12 protein-coding genes and 1 pseudogene are annotated in these 14,357 nt (G+C 61.9%); all 13 read right to left on the bottom strand.

What is annotated here, in order from left to right; genetic code table 11:
• Nucleotides 1–3: 3 nt before the first annotated feature.
• The 13 genes and pseudogenes from TC41_RS02705 to nth all read right to left on the bottom strand — a co-directional run bounded on the left by TC41_RS02705 (nt 4) and on the right by nth (nt 14,355).
• Nucleotides 4–522: a methylated-DNA--[protein]-cysteine S-methyltransferase gene (locus TC41_RS02705; RefSeq protein ID WP_237700012.1), complete on the bottom strand. Its 519-nt coding sequence runs from the start codon at nt 520–522 to the stop codon at nt 4–6.
• The gene (gene queG, locus TC41_RS02700; protein WP_014463442.1) at nt 455–1,732 is read right to left on the bottom strand and encodes a tRNA epoxyqueuosine(34) reductase QueG; all 1,278 of its coding nucleotides are present in this window, start codon (nt 1,730–1,732) and stop codon (nt 455–457) included. The genes TC41_RS02705 and queG overlap by 68 nt, the downstream gene beginning before the upstream one ends.
• Nucleotides 1,696–2,133 (bottom strand): ribonuclease HI, encoded by a 438-nt coding sequence (rnhA, locus tag TC41_RS02695; protein WP_012809871.1) that lies wholly within the window; start codon nt 2,131–2,133, stop codon nt 1,696–1,698. Before rnhA ends, queG begins: the two co-directional genes overlap by 37 nt.
• Nucleotides 2,134–2,251: 118 nt before the next feature.
• Nucleotides 2,252–3,937, bottom strand: a complete 1,686-nt coding sequence (locus TC41_RS02690; RefSeq protein WP_041694942.1) for an acyl-CoA synthetase — start codon at nt 3,935–3,937, stop codon at nt 2,252–2,254.
• 69 nt (nt 3,938–4,006) lie between these two features.
• Nucleotides 4,007–5,455, bottom strand: a complete 1,449-nt coding sequence (locus TC41_RS02685) for a sigma-54 interaction domain-containing protein (protein WP_014463440.1) — start codon at nt 5,453–5,455, stop codon at nt 4,007–4,009.
• A gap of 50 nt (nt 5,456–5,505) precedes the next feature.
• Nucleotides 5,506–6,891: an MFS transporter gene (locus TC41_RS02680; protein ID WP_014463439.1), complete on the bottom strand. Its 1,386-nt coding sequence runs from the start codon at nt 6,889–6,891 to the stop codon at nt 5,506–5,508.
• A 15-nt stretch (nt 6,892–6,906) separates the two neighbouring features.
• Nucleotides 6,907–8,496: pseudogene (locus TC41_RS16690) on the bottom strand (CoA-acylating methylmalonate-semialdehyde dehydrogenase).
• Nucleotides 8,497–8,509: 13 nt separating this feature from the next.
• Complete coding sequence (locus TC41_RS02665) at nt 8,510–9,709, bottom strand: iron-containing alcohol dehydrogenase (RefSeq protein ID WP_014463436.1); 1,200 nt, start codon at nt 9,707–9,709, stop codon at nt 8,510–8,512.
• 207 nt (nt 9,710–9,916) lie between these two features.
• A complete protein-coding gene (locus TC41_RS16525) occupies nt 9,917–10,090 on the bottom strand; it encodes a hypothetical protein (protein WP_014463435.1) in 174 nt (57 codons plus the stop codon).
• Entirely contained in the window at nt 10,083–11,192 is a 1,110-nt protein-coding gene (locus tag TC41_RS02660) for a GerAB/ArcD/ProY family transporter (RefSeq protein WP_014463434.1), read from the bottom strand. The genes TC41_RS16525 and TC41_RS02660 overlap by 8 nt, the downstream gene beginning before the upstream one ends.
• Nucleotides 11,193–11,203: 11 nt before the next feature.
• Entirely contained in the window at nt 11,204–13,003 is a 1,800-nt protein-coding gene (locus TC41_RS02655) for a spore germination protein (protein WP_014463433.1), read from the bottom strand.
• A gap of 81 nt (nt 13,004–13,084) precedes the next feature.
• Complete coding sequence (locus TC41_RS02650) at nt 13,085–13,675, bottom strand: DUF2140 family protein (RefSeq protein WP_014463432.1); 591 nt, start codon at nt 13,673–13,675, stop codon at nt 13,085–13,087.
• 17 nt (nt 13,676–13,692) lie between these two features.
• Entirely contained in the window at nt 13,693–14,355 is a 663-nt protein-coding gene (gene nth / locus TC41_RS02645; protein ID WP_014463431.1) for an endonuclease III, read from the bottom strand.
• Nucleotides 14,356–14,357 lie beyond the last annotated feature (2 nt).

Here is a 14,357-nt window from a genome sequence, read left to right as displayed (position 1 = left end):
CGGTCACGGAACGGCCAGGGCGCGGAGGACGCGCGCCTCGTGATGGAGCAACCACGACTTGAGATCTACGGCATCTCCCGCGTACCCAACCAGGCGTCCATCGGCCCCCACCACGCGGTGACACGGGATGAAGACGGGCAGCGGATTCGCGCGATTCGCCTGCCCCACTGCGCGCACCGCCCGCGGACGGCCCACGGCGTTCGCAATATCTCGATACGACACCCGCGCGCCGAACGGAATGGCGCGGAGCGACGCCCACACCGCCATTTGAAACGGCGTTCCTCGGGGGACGAGCGGCACCGTGAACGACTGCAATCGGCCGGCAAAGTAAAGTGCCAGTTCTTCCACTGCGCGTTCGGCGACCGCCAGCGTTTCAGGTCTTGCGCTCGCGCGCGCCTCCCGCACAGGCGGTGGCTCGAGCCTCGCCCAGCCAGCTTCCACGACACCTTCCGCGTCAGCGACGAGCCACATGCCCCCCACCGGCGTGCTCACCGTCGCGATGACCCAATCCTGGTTGCTCACGTTCCTCGCTCCCATCGTGCCCTCCTCGGGAAGCATTCGCGATGGCATCCTCTATCTCCTTCTGCACGTCCGGATCCTGCTCCGCTGCGAGAGCGGCCTGAAGCGCGCGAAGCGCATCCGCGCCGCCGATCTCGCCCAGCGCCCACGCGGCACTCGCGCGCAACTCCGCCCGATCCGACGCCAGATATCGCGCCACAATAGGCACGGCCTCCGGACGGCGCAGATTGCCAAGCGCAACAAGTGCGTTTCGCTGCAGCGTTCGTACGCCGCGCCAGGCCATGGCGGATCGGCCGTAGGCGCGCAAGAACTGGCGATTCGACATCCCGAGCAGCCTGACGAGATCGGGATACGCGGCTTCGGCATCAGGAGTGAACGCGGGATCCTCAGCGTGGGCACGATCTCGATTCAGCGGGCACACCTGCTGGCACACGTCGCAGCCCCACACGCGCCGACCGAGCGGTTTGCGATAAGCGCGAGGAATGATCCCCTTCATCTGCGTCACGTACGACAAGCAGGCGGTCGCCTTCAGTTCGCCCGGCGCGACGAAGGCCTGCGTGGGGCACGCACGCATGCAGAGATCGCAGTCGCCGCAGTGCTTGCCGATGGCCGGGGGGAGGTGCAACGCGTCTTCGATCTCGACGTCGATGAGCAGCGCCCCGAGGAAGACATACGATCCGTACCGTGGGCTGAACAGCATGCCGTTTTTGCCGATCCAGCCAAGCCCGCTGCGCTCGGCGACGCGGCGATCGACGAGCGGAGAGGTGTCGACCGCCACCCGGTACCGGATCTCGCGCCCGACGAGGTTCCCGATGCGCCCCGCCAGCGCGGTCAGGCGATCGGAGAGCACGCGGTGATAGTCTTCGCCATACACGTAACACGAGGTTTGGCCGCGGATCTCGGATCGCGGGTGTTCCCGCATCCGCCGCGCGCCCTCTTCAGTGAGATAAGGGAGCGCCGCCGTCAGGATGGACTTCGCCTCGGGCAGCCAAAAGCGCGGATCCATCCGCTCCGCCGCATCGGCCCACTCGAAGCCCGTGCGCCCGCGCGCCTCGTAGTCCGCGAGTGGGCTGGCGAGTTCGTCAAACGGAGACGCGTCGGTCGCCGCGATTTCCGGAAGCCCCACCTCTTCCGCCAACGGCCGGATGTCCGCGAGCGTGAGCTTGTCGCGACCGGTCACCTCGGGATCGCGCTCCGCGCCAGCTCGTCGCATCGCTCGTTCCACTTCACGCCAGCGTGGCCCTTCACCTTCTCGAAGCGGACGCGGTGGCCGTCGATGGCCTCAAGCAGCTGCTCCCACAGATCGCGATTCTGAACCGGCTCCCCTTTGCTGTTGATCCACCCGTTCTTGCGCCAATTCACGTACCAACGCTGCTTGAAGCAGTTGACCACGTAGGCCGAGTCGGAATGGACGATCACGTCGCACGGCCGCTTCAGGGCCTTGAGCCCCTCGATCACCGCCTTCAGCTCCATGCGCTGGTTCGTCGTCTCGCGCTCGCCGCCCGAGAGCTCCTTGACGTGCCCATTCCACTGCAGAATGGCCGCCCATCCGCCTGGCCCCGGGTTGCCTGAACACGCTCCATCTGTGTAGAGAATCACCGTCTCGTCGCTCATGGCCGTCCTCCTTCGCCCTCTCGGGCTCTCGTAAGGACCAGCATAGTCGACAGCGGACCTTGGCGCAATCGGCCGGTCCGAAATCGCGGAGATGCTCCAGGCGTGGGGGAAGTTCGCCTCAGCCGCGCTTACCGGGCAGCGGGACGCCCTTTTGCGCGTATTCCCGTTCGCGCAGCGCTCGCCGGCGCACCTTGCCCGACGGCGTGAGGGGAAGTTCGTCGACGAACTCGATCTCCCGCGGATAGCTGTGCGCGCCCACCCGCTCCTTGACCCAGTTCTGAAGCTCCGCGGTGAGGCACTCGTTCGCGGGCACGCCCTCACGGAGTTTCACAAAGAGCTTCACCACCTCGCCGCGAACAGGATCGGGCGTGCCAACGGCCGCCGCCATGACCACGGCCGAATGTTGAAGCGCCGCCTCCTCGATCTCCACCGGGCCGATCCGGTAGCCCGCCGACGTGATGACGTCGTCCGCGCGCCCCACGAACCACAGATAGCCTTCCTCGTCCATGCGGCCGAGATCGCCCGTCTTCAGCCAGTCCCCGACGAACTTCGCGGCGGTCTCCTCAGGGCGGTTCCAATAGCCGATGAACATCACCGGATCCGGACGGCGAACGGCGATCTCGCCGATCACGCCAGGAGATACCACGTGGCCGTTTTCGTCGATCACGGCCACATCGTGGCCTGGCACCGGTCGTCCCATGGAACCCGGCTTCGGCGGGAAACATGCGCTGCAGTTGGCGACAACCAGATTGCACTCCGTCTGGCCGTAGAACTCGTGAATCGAGAGGCCTAACGCCTCGCGAGCCCACGAGAGAAGTTCCGCGCCGAGCGGTTCGCCGCCCGTCGCCAACGTGCGCAGGTGTAGATGCCATCGGCTTCTGGGGTCGGTGATATGGCGCATCATCTTGAGGGACGTGGGAGGCATGAAGGCGTTGCGAACGCGCCACCGCTCCATTAGGGCGAAGGCACGTTCGGGATCGAACTTGCGCATGCGATGCGCCACCACCGGGACACCCCAACACAGGGCTGGCAGCAACACGTCGTACAGCCCGCCAATCCATGCCCAATCCGCGGGCGTCCAGAAGACGTCACCCGGCTGCGGCGCGAAATCGTGCGGCAGACTGACGCCAGGCAGGTGGCCGAGCAAGATGCGATGGTCGTGAAGCGCCCCCTTCGCGGACCCGGTTGTGCCGGAGGTGTAGATGAGGACAGCCGGATCGTCGGGCGAAGCGTCCATCGGGTGGTATTCAGCAGACGACGCGAGGGCGAGGACATCATCCCAAAACTGCGTGCCTGGAACGCGGGCGTCTGTGACGATGACGTGCTCGAGGTCTGGAAGATCGGCCCGGATATCCATGATCTGATTCGCCTGTTCGCTGCCCGTGACCACGACTGTGGCGCCGCTATCCTGGAGCCGGTAGCGAAGCGCGTCCGTTCCGAACAGCGTGAACAGGGGTACCGCGATCGCCCCGATAGCGTACGAGGCGAGGTGGGCCGCCGCGAGCTGGGGAGACTGCGGGAGAAGGATGGCCACCCGTCCCCCGGTTGGAACCCCAAGGTCTCTCAGAGCCCAGGCCAACCTGCTTGTGGTGCGCCACAGATGGCCGAAGGTCCACATTTCCGCCGACCCACCGTCGACGTCATACCAAATAGCGGGCGCATTCGGGCACACCCGCGCATGCCTGCGACACGCCCACTCGGCGATATTCAGCCGATCCGGCGTGGGCCACCGAAACTTGGCATACATCGCCTCGTAGGGCAACTTCCGCAGATCTTCCCCATCCACCGTCCAAATGTCGTCCATGAGAACGACCTCCTCATGCTCGATCGCGCCTTTCATTTCCCTGTGGCACGGCACCCAGAGCCGCCGGGCTCACGAGATTCCTAATTTTTTCATCTTGTCATACAGCGTCGAGCGGTGGACACCCAATCGCTTGGCGGCCAAGGACTTGTTGCCCCCCGTCTCCCGCAAAGCCGCCTCGATGAGTTCCCGTTCGACCTGCATCATTCGCTCCCTTGCACCGGCTCCCGGCGATCCAACTGCGGGACCGGGAACCGCGTCGCACGCAGGGCTTCGGGATGGAGTGATCGCGGGCGATCGGGAGGAGCGCTCTTGCAAGAGCTTGTGCAGATGAGGCGGAAAATCGTCCAGCCTGACGTAGGCCGAATCGCATAGGCTCACAAGCACTTCGACCATGTGGACCAGTTCGCGTACGTTGCCGGGCCAGTCATAGGCAAGAAGCCGTTCCACCACCTCGGACGACAGGTGCATGCGGGGTTTGCCCAGCCGTTCACAGGTCACGTCCAGATAGTGCGCAAGAAGGAGCGGAATGTCCTCCTTCCGCTCCCTGAGAGGCGGGATGTGCAGCCGGATGATGTTCAGCCGATAGTACAGATCCTCGCGAAACCGCCCCTCCTCCACCATTCGCTCGAGATCGCGATTGGTGGCCGAGATCAAGCGCAGGTTGACCTCACGCTTGACGGTTCCCCCGACTCGCTGCACCTGCCGGTCTTCCAAAACTCGCAGAAGCTTGGCCTGCATCGATAGTGGCATGTCGCCGATCTCATCCAAAAACAGTGTTCCCATGTGCGCGAGCTCGATCTGACCAGGCTTGCCACCCCGCTTGGCCCCGGTGAACGCGCCCTCATCGTAGCCGAAAAGCTCCGCTTCCAGAAGGCTGTCGGGAATGGCTGCGCAATTGACACTGATAAACGGGCCGTTCGCCCTGTTGCTTTCAAAATGAACGCCTTGCGCCAACACCTCTTTGCCGGTCCCGCTCTCCCCGGTGATGAGCACAGTCACGGGCGTCTGGGCCGCCTTTCGCGCCATCCTGCGGAGGTCCAAGACGGCCCGACTTTGCCCAAGAAAATCGTCGATCCGATAGGCCCGCCTCACCTGGTGAGCTTCCGATCCTCGCTCGGTCTCCGGGCGCGCCGAAGGTACCTGGGGCGCGTGTTCCTGCAACCTTTCGATGATCTCGTAGAGATCCCGGATGCTTTCAAAGATGAGGACGCCGACCGCGCCGACGACCTTGCCGCCTTGCCAGATCGGGATGCGGTGCACTACCATGTCGTGCTGACGAATCCGCTGCAGTTGTCCTCGCTCCGGGATGCCGGTCTCGACGACCCGATGCAACCTCGTGTTCTCGATGACCTCCGTCACGTGACGGCCGATCACCCTGTCTCGTTCCATATTCAACAGTTTGAGATACGCCTGGTTGATTTCCACAATGTGGCCCTTCGCGTCGACGAGCACGATCCCCTCGTACATCGAGTCAAGGATGAGGCGCAGGACGTCGCCCGATGCCGCCAGTTCGTGCATGTCACGCCCCCCTTGCCAACCTCCGCCCCGCCGGCGAGAAGGCGCTTACACTACATCGTGACCGATGTGCGCTGCGTGAGCGCGTCATTCACCGATTCGAGGCTCTTTCTCGTCGCGCGCGTGGTCATCGCGACGAAAATGAGCGACGCAAGCGTCATGACACCCATGAGCGAGAAGGCGCCGGTGATTTTGAACGTATTGAAAGCGCTTAACGTCACGGCAGGGGCAATTGCGCCTCCCAAGTGGCCGATGCCGTCACAGATGGCCAGGCCCGAGCTCCGCGCCCGCGTCGGAAAATGCTCTGCAGTGATAATGTAACCCAAAATCGACAACATGGCGATGGTCGTCGTGAAGAAGAATCCGGCGATCACGACCATGACCGACGAGGGCATCAACCCGGCAAGGATGACCGCGACAGACCCAATGACTCCGCTTGCAATGAGAGAATACTTGCGTTCAATTTTGTCACCGAATAACAGAACGTAGAGTGCCCCAACCACGAACCCGACGCCTGATATTGCGGAGAAACCGATGCTATTTCCGAGCCCAAATCCCGACTGAACCAAAACGGTCGGCGCCATACCCAGGTAGGCGTAGTCACCCACATACCACAAAAACCAGTACAGGAGAAGGATGATCATGCGCCACAGATACGGAGGCTTGAGAAGCGTCGTGATAGGAAAACCGCGCGCCTCTTCCTCCCAAGGAACATCGATGAGCGGAGGAAGTTCCGACGTGCCCATCTTGGCAATGGCGCGCCGCTCGATCTCGTCGACCAGGCGCTTGGCTTCCTCGTAGCGGCCGTGGATCATCAGCCACCGAGGCGACTCGATCAGGCTGCGCGTCAAAAACAGCATCGTCAGGCCGCCGAGCGCACCGATGAACAGCAGCGCTCGCCACCCCCACGCATAGTGCGGAACCAGCCACATGGAGACAAACGGAACCGCCGCAAGGCCGGAGAAGGCGAACAAATTGGCGAGCCCGGTGAAACGCCCCCTGAGCACGGCGGGCGAGATTTCCCCCATGTAGGTGGAAACCTGCGCGATCATCGTTCCAATGCCCATGCCGACCACCAGGCGCCATCCGATGAGCCAACCGACCGAGGGACTGAACCCCGTGGCAAGCGAACCGGCCGTGTACAACACGATGCCCGTGATGAGCGCGCCCCGGCGGCCGAAGTAGTCGCTCACCACGCTCACAATCACGGCGCCCACGATGTAGCCCACAAGGCTCGTGGAGACAGCCGTCGACGCGAGCCCAGAGGAAACGTGAAATTGCTTCGTGATCACGGGAATGCCATAGGAAATGTTGGTGATATCGAAAAATGCGAAGAAATAGCCGAGCCCCAACACGATGAGTAGGCCGGCCCCGTGAGGCCAGATCGGAATGCGCTCCAACCTCGCGAGCGGGTTGTCTGCGACTTTGCGATCCGCCATGAATATCGACCTCCTTCATACTCTTGCCGTGATCATCTTTCGGCGCGTGTAAAACGCCACGCCGTCCTTGCCGTTGGCGTGCAGATCGCCGTAGAAGGAATCCTTCCACCCCGAGAAGGGGAAGAACGCCATGGGAGCAGGAACACCGATGTTGACTCCAAGCATTCCCGCGTCGATTTCCTCGCGGAACTTGCGAATGGCGGACGCGCTGTTCGTGAAGATGCAGGCTCCGTTCACAAACCGGGACTGGTTGGCCAACGCGATGGCCTCGTCCAGCGTGCCCATCCACACGACCGACAGCACGGGCGCAAAGATCTCGTCTTGCCAGATCTTCATGGAAGGGCGGACGTGATCGAAAATCGTGGGTCCGACGAAGTACCCGTTTTCATCCACGCGATCCTGGCGTCCGTCGCGCACAAGGACCGCGCCCTCCTGGATGCCGAGATCGATGTACTGCAACGTCCGATCTCGATGTTCTGCCCGGATGACGGGACCAAGCAGGACATCTTCGTCTAGGAGCGTGTCCGAGTATTCGATTTTCCTGTATAAAATGCTCATGGAACTGTATATCATCACTGTTTTTACTCAGCACTCCGCATGTATATGCAAGTAAATTTGATTACTCGGACACGCTCCTAGGCCGTTGCCGATGCGGATCTGATCGGCAGCGGACTTCAGGCCTTCGACGAGGCGATCTGCGATGGAACCTACTGCCACGACGACGGAACAGGCCATGCAGCGCTCGCCCGCCGAGTCGAACGCGGCCGAGATGATCTGGGGGATGGCTTCGTCCAGATCCGCGTCCGGCATCACGATGGTGTGATTCTTGGCGCCTGCCAGCGCCTGCACGCGCTTGCCGTGGGCTGCCGCTTCGCGGTACACGTACGCGACCACCGGCTGCGATCCGAAGAACGAGATGGCGCGAACCGTCGGATGTTCGATCAGGCCTTGAACGACCTCTCGGGCGCCGTGCACAATGTTGAAGACCCCGGAGGGCAGGCCCGCCTCCTCGAGCAGCTCGGCCAACCGCTGGGCCAAAAGCGGCGTCCGCTCGGAAGGCTTCAACACGAACGTGTTCCCGCAGACGATAGCCAGAGGAAACATCCAGCAAGGGACCATCATCGGAAAGTTGAACGGCGTGATGCCTGCCACCACGCCAAGTGGGTACCGGTACATGCCCGAGTCCAAGGATGTCGCGATATTGGCCAATTGTTCTCCCATGAGGAGCGTTGGCGCGCTCGCGGCAAACTCGACGTTTTCGATCGCGCGCTGCACCTCCCCGTAGGCGTCCTTGTAGCTCTTGCCGTTCTCGCGGACGATCAGTCGGGCGAGTTCGTCCCAATGATCGACGAGCAGTTGCTGATAGCGAAAGAAGATTCGCGCGCGGCGAGGTACAGGGGTCTTGCTCCATTCCCGAAACGCTTCCGCAGCCGCCGCCACAGCCATTTCCACGTCTTGTTGTGTCGACAGCGGCACCTGAGCGATGACCTCCGCGGTCGCTGGATCGAAGACGTCGAGGTATTCGCTGGCTTCCGCGTCTCGCCACGCGTAGCCGATCCAATTGCGCAGGCGCCCGGCTACACTCGCGGACGACGTCCTATGCATCTTCCCTTCCCCCTCATTTTGTAAGCGATTCCATCGGCGCTGCATCCCAAGTGGCGTCATAGGCCTGCCGGTACAGCTGGACGATCTCCTCGTGCGAGGGCACGACCGGGTGGTTCGCTGGGCTGCCACTCGCGAGGGCATCGTTCGCCATCTTATCCAGCGCGCGCTCGAAGGCATCCCTTTCAATTCCCCAAGTCTTGAGATTTGGGATCTGGAGCCTCTCGGCAAGCGTTTTCACTCGCCTCACGACCCACGCCGCGGCTTCGCCGTCCGACGCACCGGACAGTTCTGGATTCAGGGCCCGCGCGAGCAGCGCCAGCCTCGGCGCGTAGTCATCAAGTCGGAACTCCAGCACAGTCGGAAGGAGCATGGCATTGGCAAAACCATGTGGTACGTGAAACAAGGCGCCGATGGGGCGGGACATGCCATGCACGAGGCACACGGATGAATTCGTGAAGGCCATGCCAGCTTCCAGCGCCGCGATCGCCATCCCCTCGCGCGCCTCCAGGTCCTGTCCGTCGTTGTACGCTCGCTCCAAGTAGGTCACAATCTTCTTCGCAGCGTCCGTGGCCAGCGCGTCCGTCAGCGGATGGCTTCTTCTCGAGATAAACGCCTCAATTGCGTGGCACAGCGCGTCCACGCCGCTCGAAGCGGTGACATGGGGAGGCGACGAGACGGTGAGCTGGGGGTCCACGATCGCGACCTTGGGCAATAGCGCGGGTTGCCGGATCATCATCTTGACGTCGTCCTTGGTATTGGTGATAACCGTTACACTGGTGACCTCGGATCCCGTGCCGGCAGTCGTCGGGATCGCGATCACGGGGTACGGCGCCTTGTCGAACGTCCTGCGGCCGCCCATATAGTCGCCGATGTATCCCTCGTGCACCGCCATGACGGAAATTCCCTTCGCGGCGTCGATGGCGCTGCCCCCGCCGAGCGCGATGAGGTGGTCGCAGCCGTGCTGCAAGAACGCGCGCACGCCGGTCTCTACGTGCACGTCGGTCGGCTCCGTGTTCACCTCCGCGAACACGTCGGCTTGAACGCCCGCCTCGGCCAACATCCTCTGCATCTGTTCCACGTAGCCGAGCCGTTCCATCACCTGATCCGTCACGATGAGGGCCCGCTTCCCCAGGCTGGACGACGCTTGCGGCAGCATCTGCAGCGCCCCGCGCCCGGCGTACACAGCCTCCGGGACTTTGAACTCTCCAAACACCCTGCTCACCTCGCCTTAGATAGCGCTTTCAACGTCAGGGAGGTGAGCAAGATTCGTTCCAAGTGCCGCTAAGCCGCCACTCCCAAGCAGCGGCGGCTTACAGCGGATCCATCTCGAGCGCCCGAACATGTCGATTCTCACAACATTAATGTCGTGATTTTCATACAACTGGTGATACCCCCCCCCCGACATCTCGGGCTGCGCCTTTCAGGTCAACACCCGCCACAGCGTGGCGCCCGACACCACGAGCGAGATCACCGCCAAGGCACCGGCTGACACGGAGGCCACGGCGCCGCTCTTTCTCCCCGCCCAGCGCATGAACGAGAGCGTGTAAATGAAAATGCAGACCGGGATGATCATCGCAAACAGATATTTAAACATGGCGCACCCTCCTGGTTCTCCGACGAGATCGCTTGACCCACCCACTGAGAAGCACAGCAACAGGGATAGCAAACACGACAATCCATCCCCATTTGAGCAAGTACGTACCATCTAATTCAATGACGTCCATCCAGTTCTGCGGCCACATGCCGAGCGAAAACGACAACAGCACAATGGCGGGCACAGCGGGGCGATACGTGGGCCAACTGAACGCCTTCGACAAGAGATACGCAGAGCCCCACATGGTGACCGCCATGCGAACCGTGGCCGCCGTCACCCACAGGAAGATGAAGATGCTCTCAAGCCGTTGAAAGAAGGGCCCCATGTGGATCATGCGAGCCAAGCGGTACAACGCGAAGGACGTCTTTCCGGTCTCGGCCGCCGGAAAGACCATGTGATACGATAGCACGAGAAAGACGAGCAGCAACGTCGACACGATGATGCTCACGGCGCCAATGCGGCGCATCTTGCGCGGATTGTTGACGTGCGGAAAAATGATGGTCAATAGCAGCACATTGGCGAAGATGGAACTGTACTGCATCGCGCCCATGATGACGCGCACAGGCCCCGTTCCCCACAGAGGAAGCAGCAGGTATGGGCGCCACCAGTTCACCGTCATCAGACACACGCCGACCAGCCCTACGAGGAGGATGGGCAAGAAAATGAACGCCGTGCGGCAAATGCCCTCGATTCCGGCGTACGCAATGTACCCCACCGCGAACATAAACACCGCTCCGACGAGCAGCAATGGTGTTGACGGAAGCACGGTACTCACTACGTTTTCCGTGAACTCCCGCATTACTGCGGCGGTCGAACACAGGAAGTACATCGCAAACAGAAGGGCGATGCAGATGGCCCCGAATCTCCCGAACACCTCTTTGGCGATCTCGACGATGTCAAGATTTTGGAAGTGCTTTCTCATGATCCATTCGACTAGGTAGAACAGTGCCAAGGTCAAAGCCCCGGAAAAGATGGGCTCCATCCACGCCGCCTCGTACGCGTTGAAGCTGATGTAGCGCGGGTACGTGAGAAACGCGTTGGTGGCCACAAAAATGATGAGCATCGCGGTCATTTCAGCAGCCGGAACCTTCGCGTCTCTCATGCCAGACTGGCTCATGCGTTGCTGTCCCCCTCTCCTGCTTGTCTTCGCGTCGCGGCCGACCAAGGTCTCGTCATCGGGTTTTGACGCCAACTCCGAAGCGTGTTCAAAAACGCTGGCCTTTTGTTCATGCCCCAAATGGGGCCGCGCACCAAGACGTCTCGGGCCGCGCCGCTGATGGGCGCCACGGGCGACAGGAACGGCACGCCGAACGATTTCAGCATGGACAGCCTCACGACGTACACGACAAAGAGAATGGCGATCCCGTAAAACCCCAACACTGCCCCTGCGATCAAGAACGCGAACCGAAGGATGCGAACAGCCATGCTCAGCTCATAGTTCGGCACCGTGAACGAGGCGAGCGCCGTCGTCGCCACGACGATGACGAGCAGCGGACTGACGATCCCGGCCTGGACGGCCGACTGTCCTATGATCAAAGCTCCAACTATACCAATGGTTGGCCCTATAACCGATGGTATCCTGATTCCTGCTTCGCGGATGAGCTCAATGGCAAACTCCATCAACAACACTTCGACCACCACCGGAAATGGAACCTGTTCCCGGCTTCCCGCGATGGCCAACATCAGGTCCGTCGGCAACATTTCCGAGTGATAATTGGTCACCGCAATGTACAGCCCCGGCAGCAGCAAGGCAGTGAGCAGAGCCACCCAGCGTATGGCGCGGATGAACGTCCCCGGGATGATTCGCAGGTTGGTGTCTTCGGAGGTGTGCATGAGGGACCACAGCACCACTGGCACGATGATGGCGACTGGGCTATGCCCCACGAAGATTGCCACATATCCTTCCGCCAGCATCGCCGCCACGCGATCCGGCCGCTCCGTCACGAGCACCTGCGGGATCATCATGCTCGGCCGATCTTCGATGAATTGCTCCAGCATCCCCGCGTCGAGCACGTAGTCGACGTCAATGTCCGCGATGCGGCGGCGCACTTCCTTGACGAGCTTCGGATTCGTCACGCCATGAATGTACATGATGGCGACATCGGTCTTCGCAAGGTTGCCGACGGCGTGAATTTCGGTCACCAAATGCTCCGAGCGCAGACGCATGCGCACCAGGCCCGTATTGGTGCGGAAGTTTTCCGTGAACGCGTCCTGCGATCCCCGGACCACGTTCTCCATCTTGGGCGTGCTGACGCTTCGGTGCTCCCATCCCTTCGACTCGACGACGAGCGCCGCGTCGCATCGGTCCAAGAACACAACGCTCGATCCGGCCAGGACATTGAACACGACCTCCGACCACTTCTCGATGAGTTGCGTCTGGTGCCCGGGAACGAGGTGGTCGACCACGTACGTCAGCGCTCGCTTCGGATCGTCCGCTAGGTGCGACCACACCATCAGGGGCTCGAGGATGGCCCAGTTGATGACGTTCTTGTCCACCAAGCCGTCGACATAGACGACCATCCCGCGCCACGGCGAGCGGCCCTCAACCCCCACCGCAAACTCGCGGATCACGATATCCTTGTTTTGTGGCAGATGAAAGAAGCGGGAAAGGCGGCGCTTCATGTCGTCGAGATCGAGCTCGATGTTGTCCTGCTGACCGGCGTGCGCCTTTTCGACGGCCTCCTCGTATTCCCGCCCGGCGCGCCGCAGAAAGGAACGCATCGAGACGGGCTTTTTAGCTGTGTCCATCTTGTTTTCTGCCGTCGTAAAGTTGACCGATTCCTCTTCGGGCTCGTCGCCGTAGTTGTCAGCACCCGGGTCATCGTCGTCGCTCGACAAGGAGAAATCGTCGTTCAGCACGGTGTCGTCGACGGTCAAGAGCCGTTTCAGCGCGCCTCCAACTCCCACGTTCACTGGAGCAACCTCCCATGCGAACAGGTTCCTCGCGCATTTAGCTTGCTCCAGGCGGCGGAAGTTATCCGACGTCACGGGAAGTCACGGCGCATGTTGAGAGAGGGTTTGGGGCGGGATGGCGAGATTCAGGGAGAGTTTCTGCGTGGCAGGCGAGTACTGCACAACGCGGAGGGCAAACGGCTCGGCGGGTCGCTCGGTAAAGTTCAAAGCGATGTTCTGGGACGAGTCGTCAATCTCGACCCAGCTTGGCAGTGAAGCGCGATCGAGCACGGACAACACGACGGATCGGGGTATGGGAATAAATGAAAGTTGCGCGCTGTCCACGTGAAGAATGAGATTCCCGTTTTGCACGATGGGGGTCACAACGAACTGCATGGGCAGAGCGCGATCGAACACCTTGACGGCGAAGTCGCACACCCACGTGTCGCCAAATTGGACACTCGCGGCTTCGAGCACGCGGCCGACTTCGGGATCGTGCGCGATGGCGTACGCGAGGTAGGCGTTGATCGCATCCGCCCCGATATCGACTTGGACCGTAGGCGCGTTCGCGGGCACAGGGACGGTCGGCGAGGGGGTATGGCCGGATTGGGGAAGGCTGTTCCACATGAGGAGCCCCGCGATCACGGCGAGCAGATCGAACGCCGCGAGCACAATGAAAAGCCGCTTCCACATCGGACTGCCTCCCTCCGTCACCCTTGCTCCGCCTTTGGCTGTGCCTGACTGCGCGCGTACTGACACAAATCTGCCACCGGACAGATGTGGCACTTCGGCTTGCGCGCGGTGCATACCCGCCTGCCGTGCAGGATGAGCGCGTGGTGCGCCTTGGTCCACAGTTCAGGCGGCAGCTTCGCGCACACCTGCTGCTCGGTCTTCAGCGGATCGCTCGAATGCGCCAAGCCGATGCGATTGGTCACGCGCTGCACGTGCGTGTCCACAGCAAACGCCGGCACGCCGTAGGCGTTCGAGATCACGACGTTGGCCGTCTTCCGCCCGACGCCAGGCAGTTCCATCAGGCGATCTCGGCTGTTCGGCACCTCGCCGCCATACACGTCGACGAGGATGCGCGATGTCTCCACGATATGCTTGGACTTGGACCGAAATAACCCCACTTCGCGGATGTCTTCCGCGACCTCGTCGGGGCTCGCCTTTGCAAACGCTTCGGGCCCGCGGTACTTCGCGAACAGCCTTGGGGTAACCATGTTGACGCGCTCGTCCGTGCACTGCGCCGACAGCATGGTCGCCACGAGCAGTTCAAACGGCGTTGTGAAATGAAGCTGGCAGCGCGCGTCCGGGTAGGCCTCGAGAAGCCGTTCCACAACGCGCACCGACGTTTCGCGATCGAGCTCGGCCATCC

Source organism: Alicyclobacillus acidocaldarius subsp. acidocaldarius Tc-4-1, from assembly GCF_000219875.1.
Taxonomy (GTDB): Bacteria; Bacillota; Bacilli; order Alicyclobacillales; family Alicyclobacillaceae; genus Alicyclobacillus; species Alicyclobacillus acidocaldarius_A.
The sequence above is the reverse complement of the archived record's forward strand: the minus strand, read 5'-3'. Positions and strand labels throughout refer to the sequence as shown.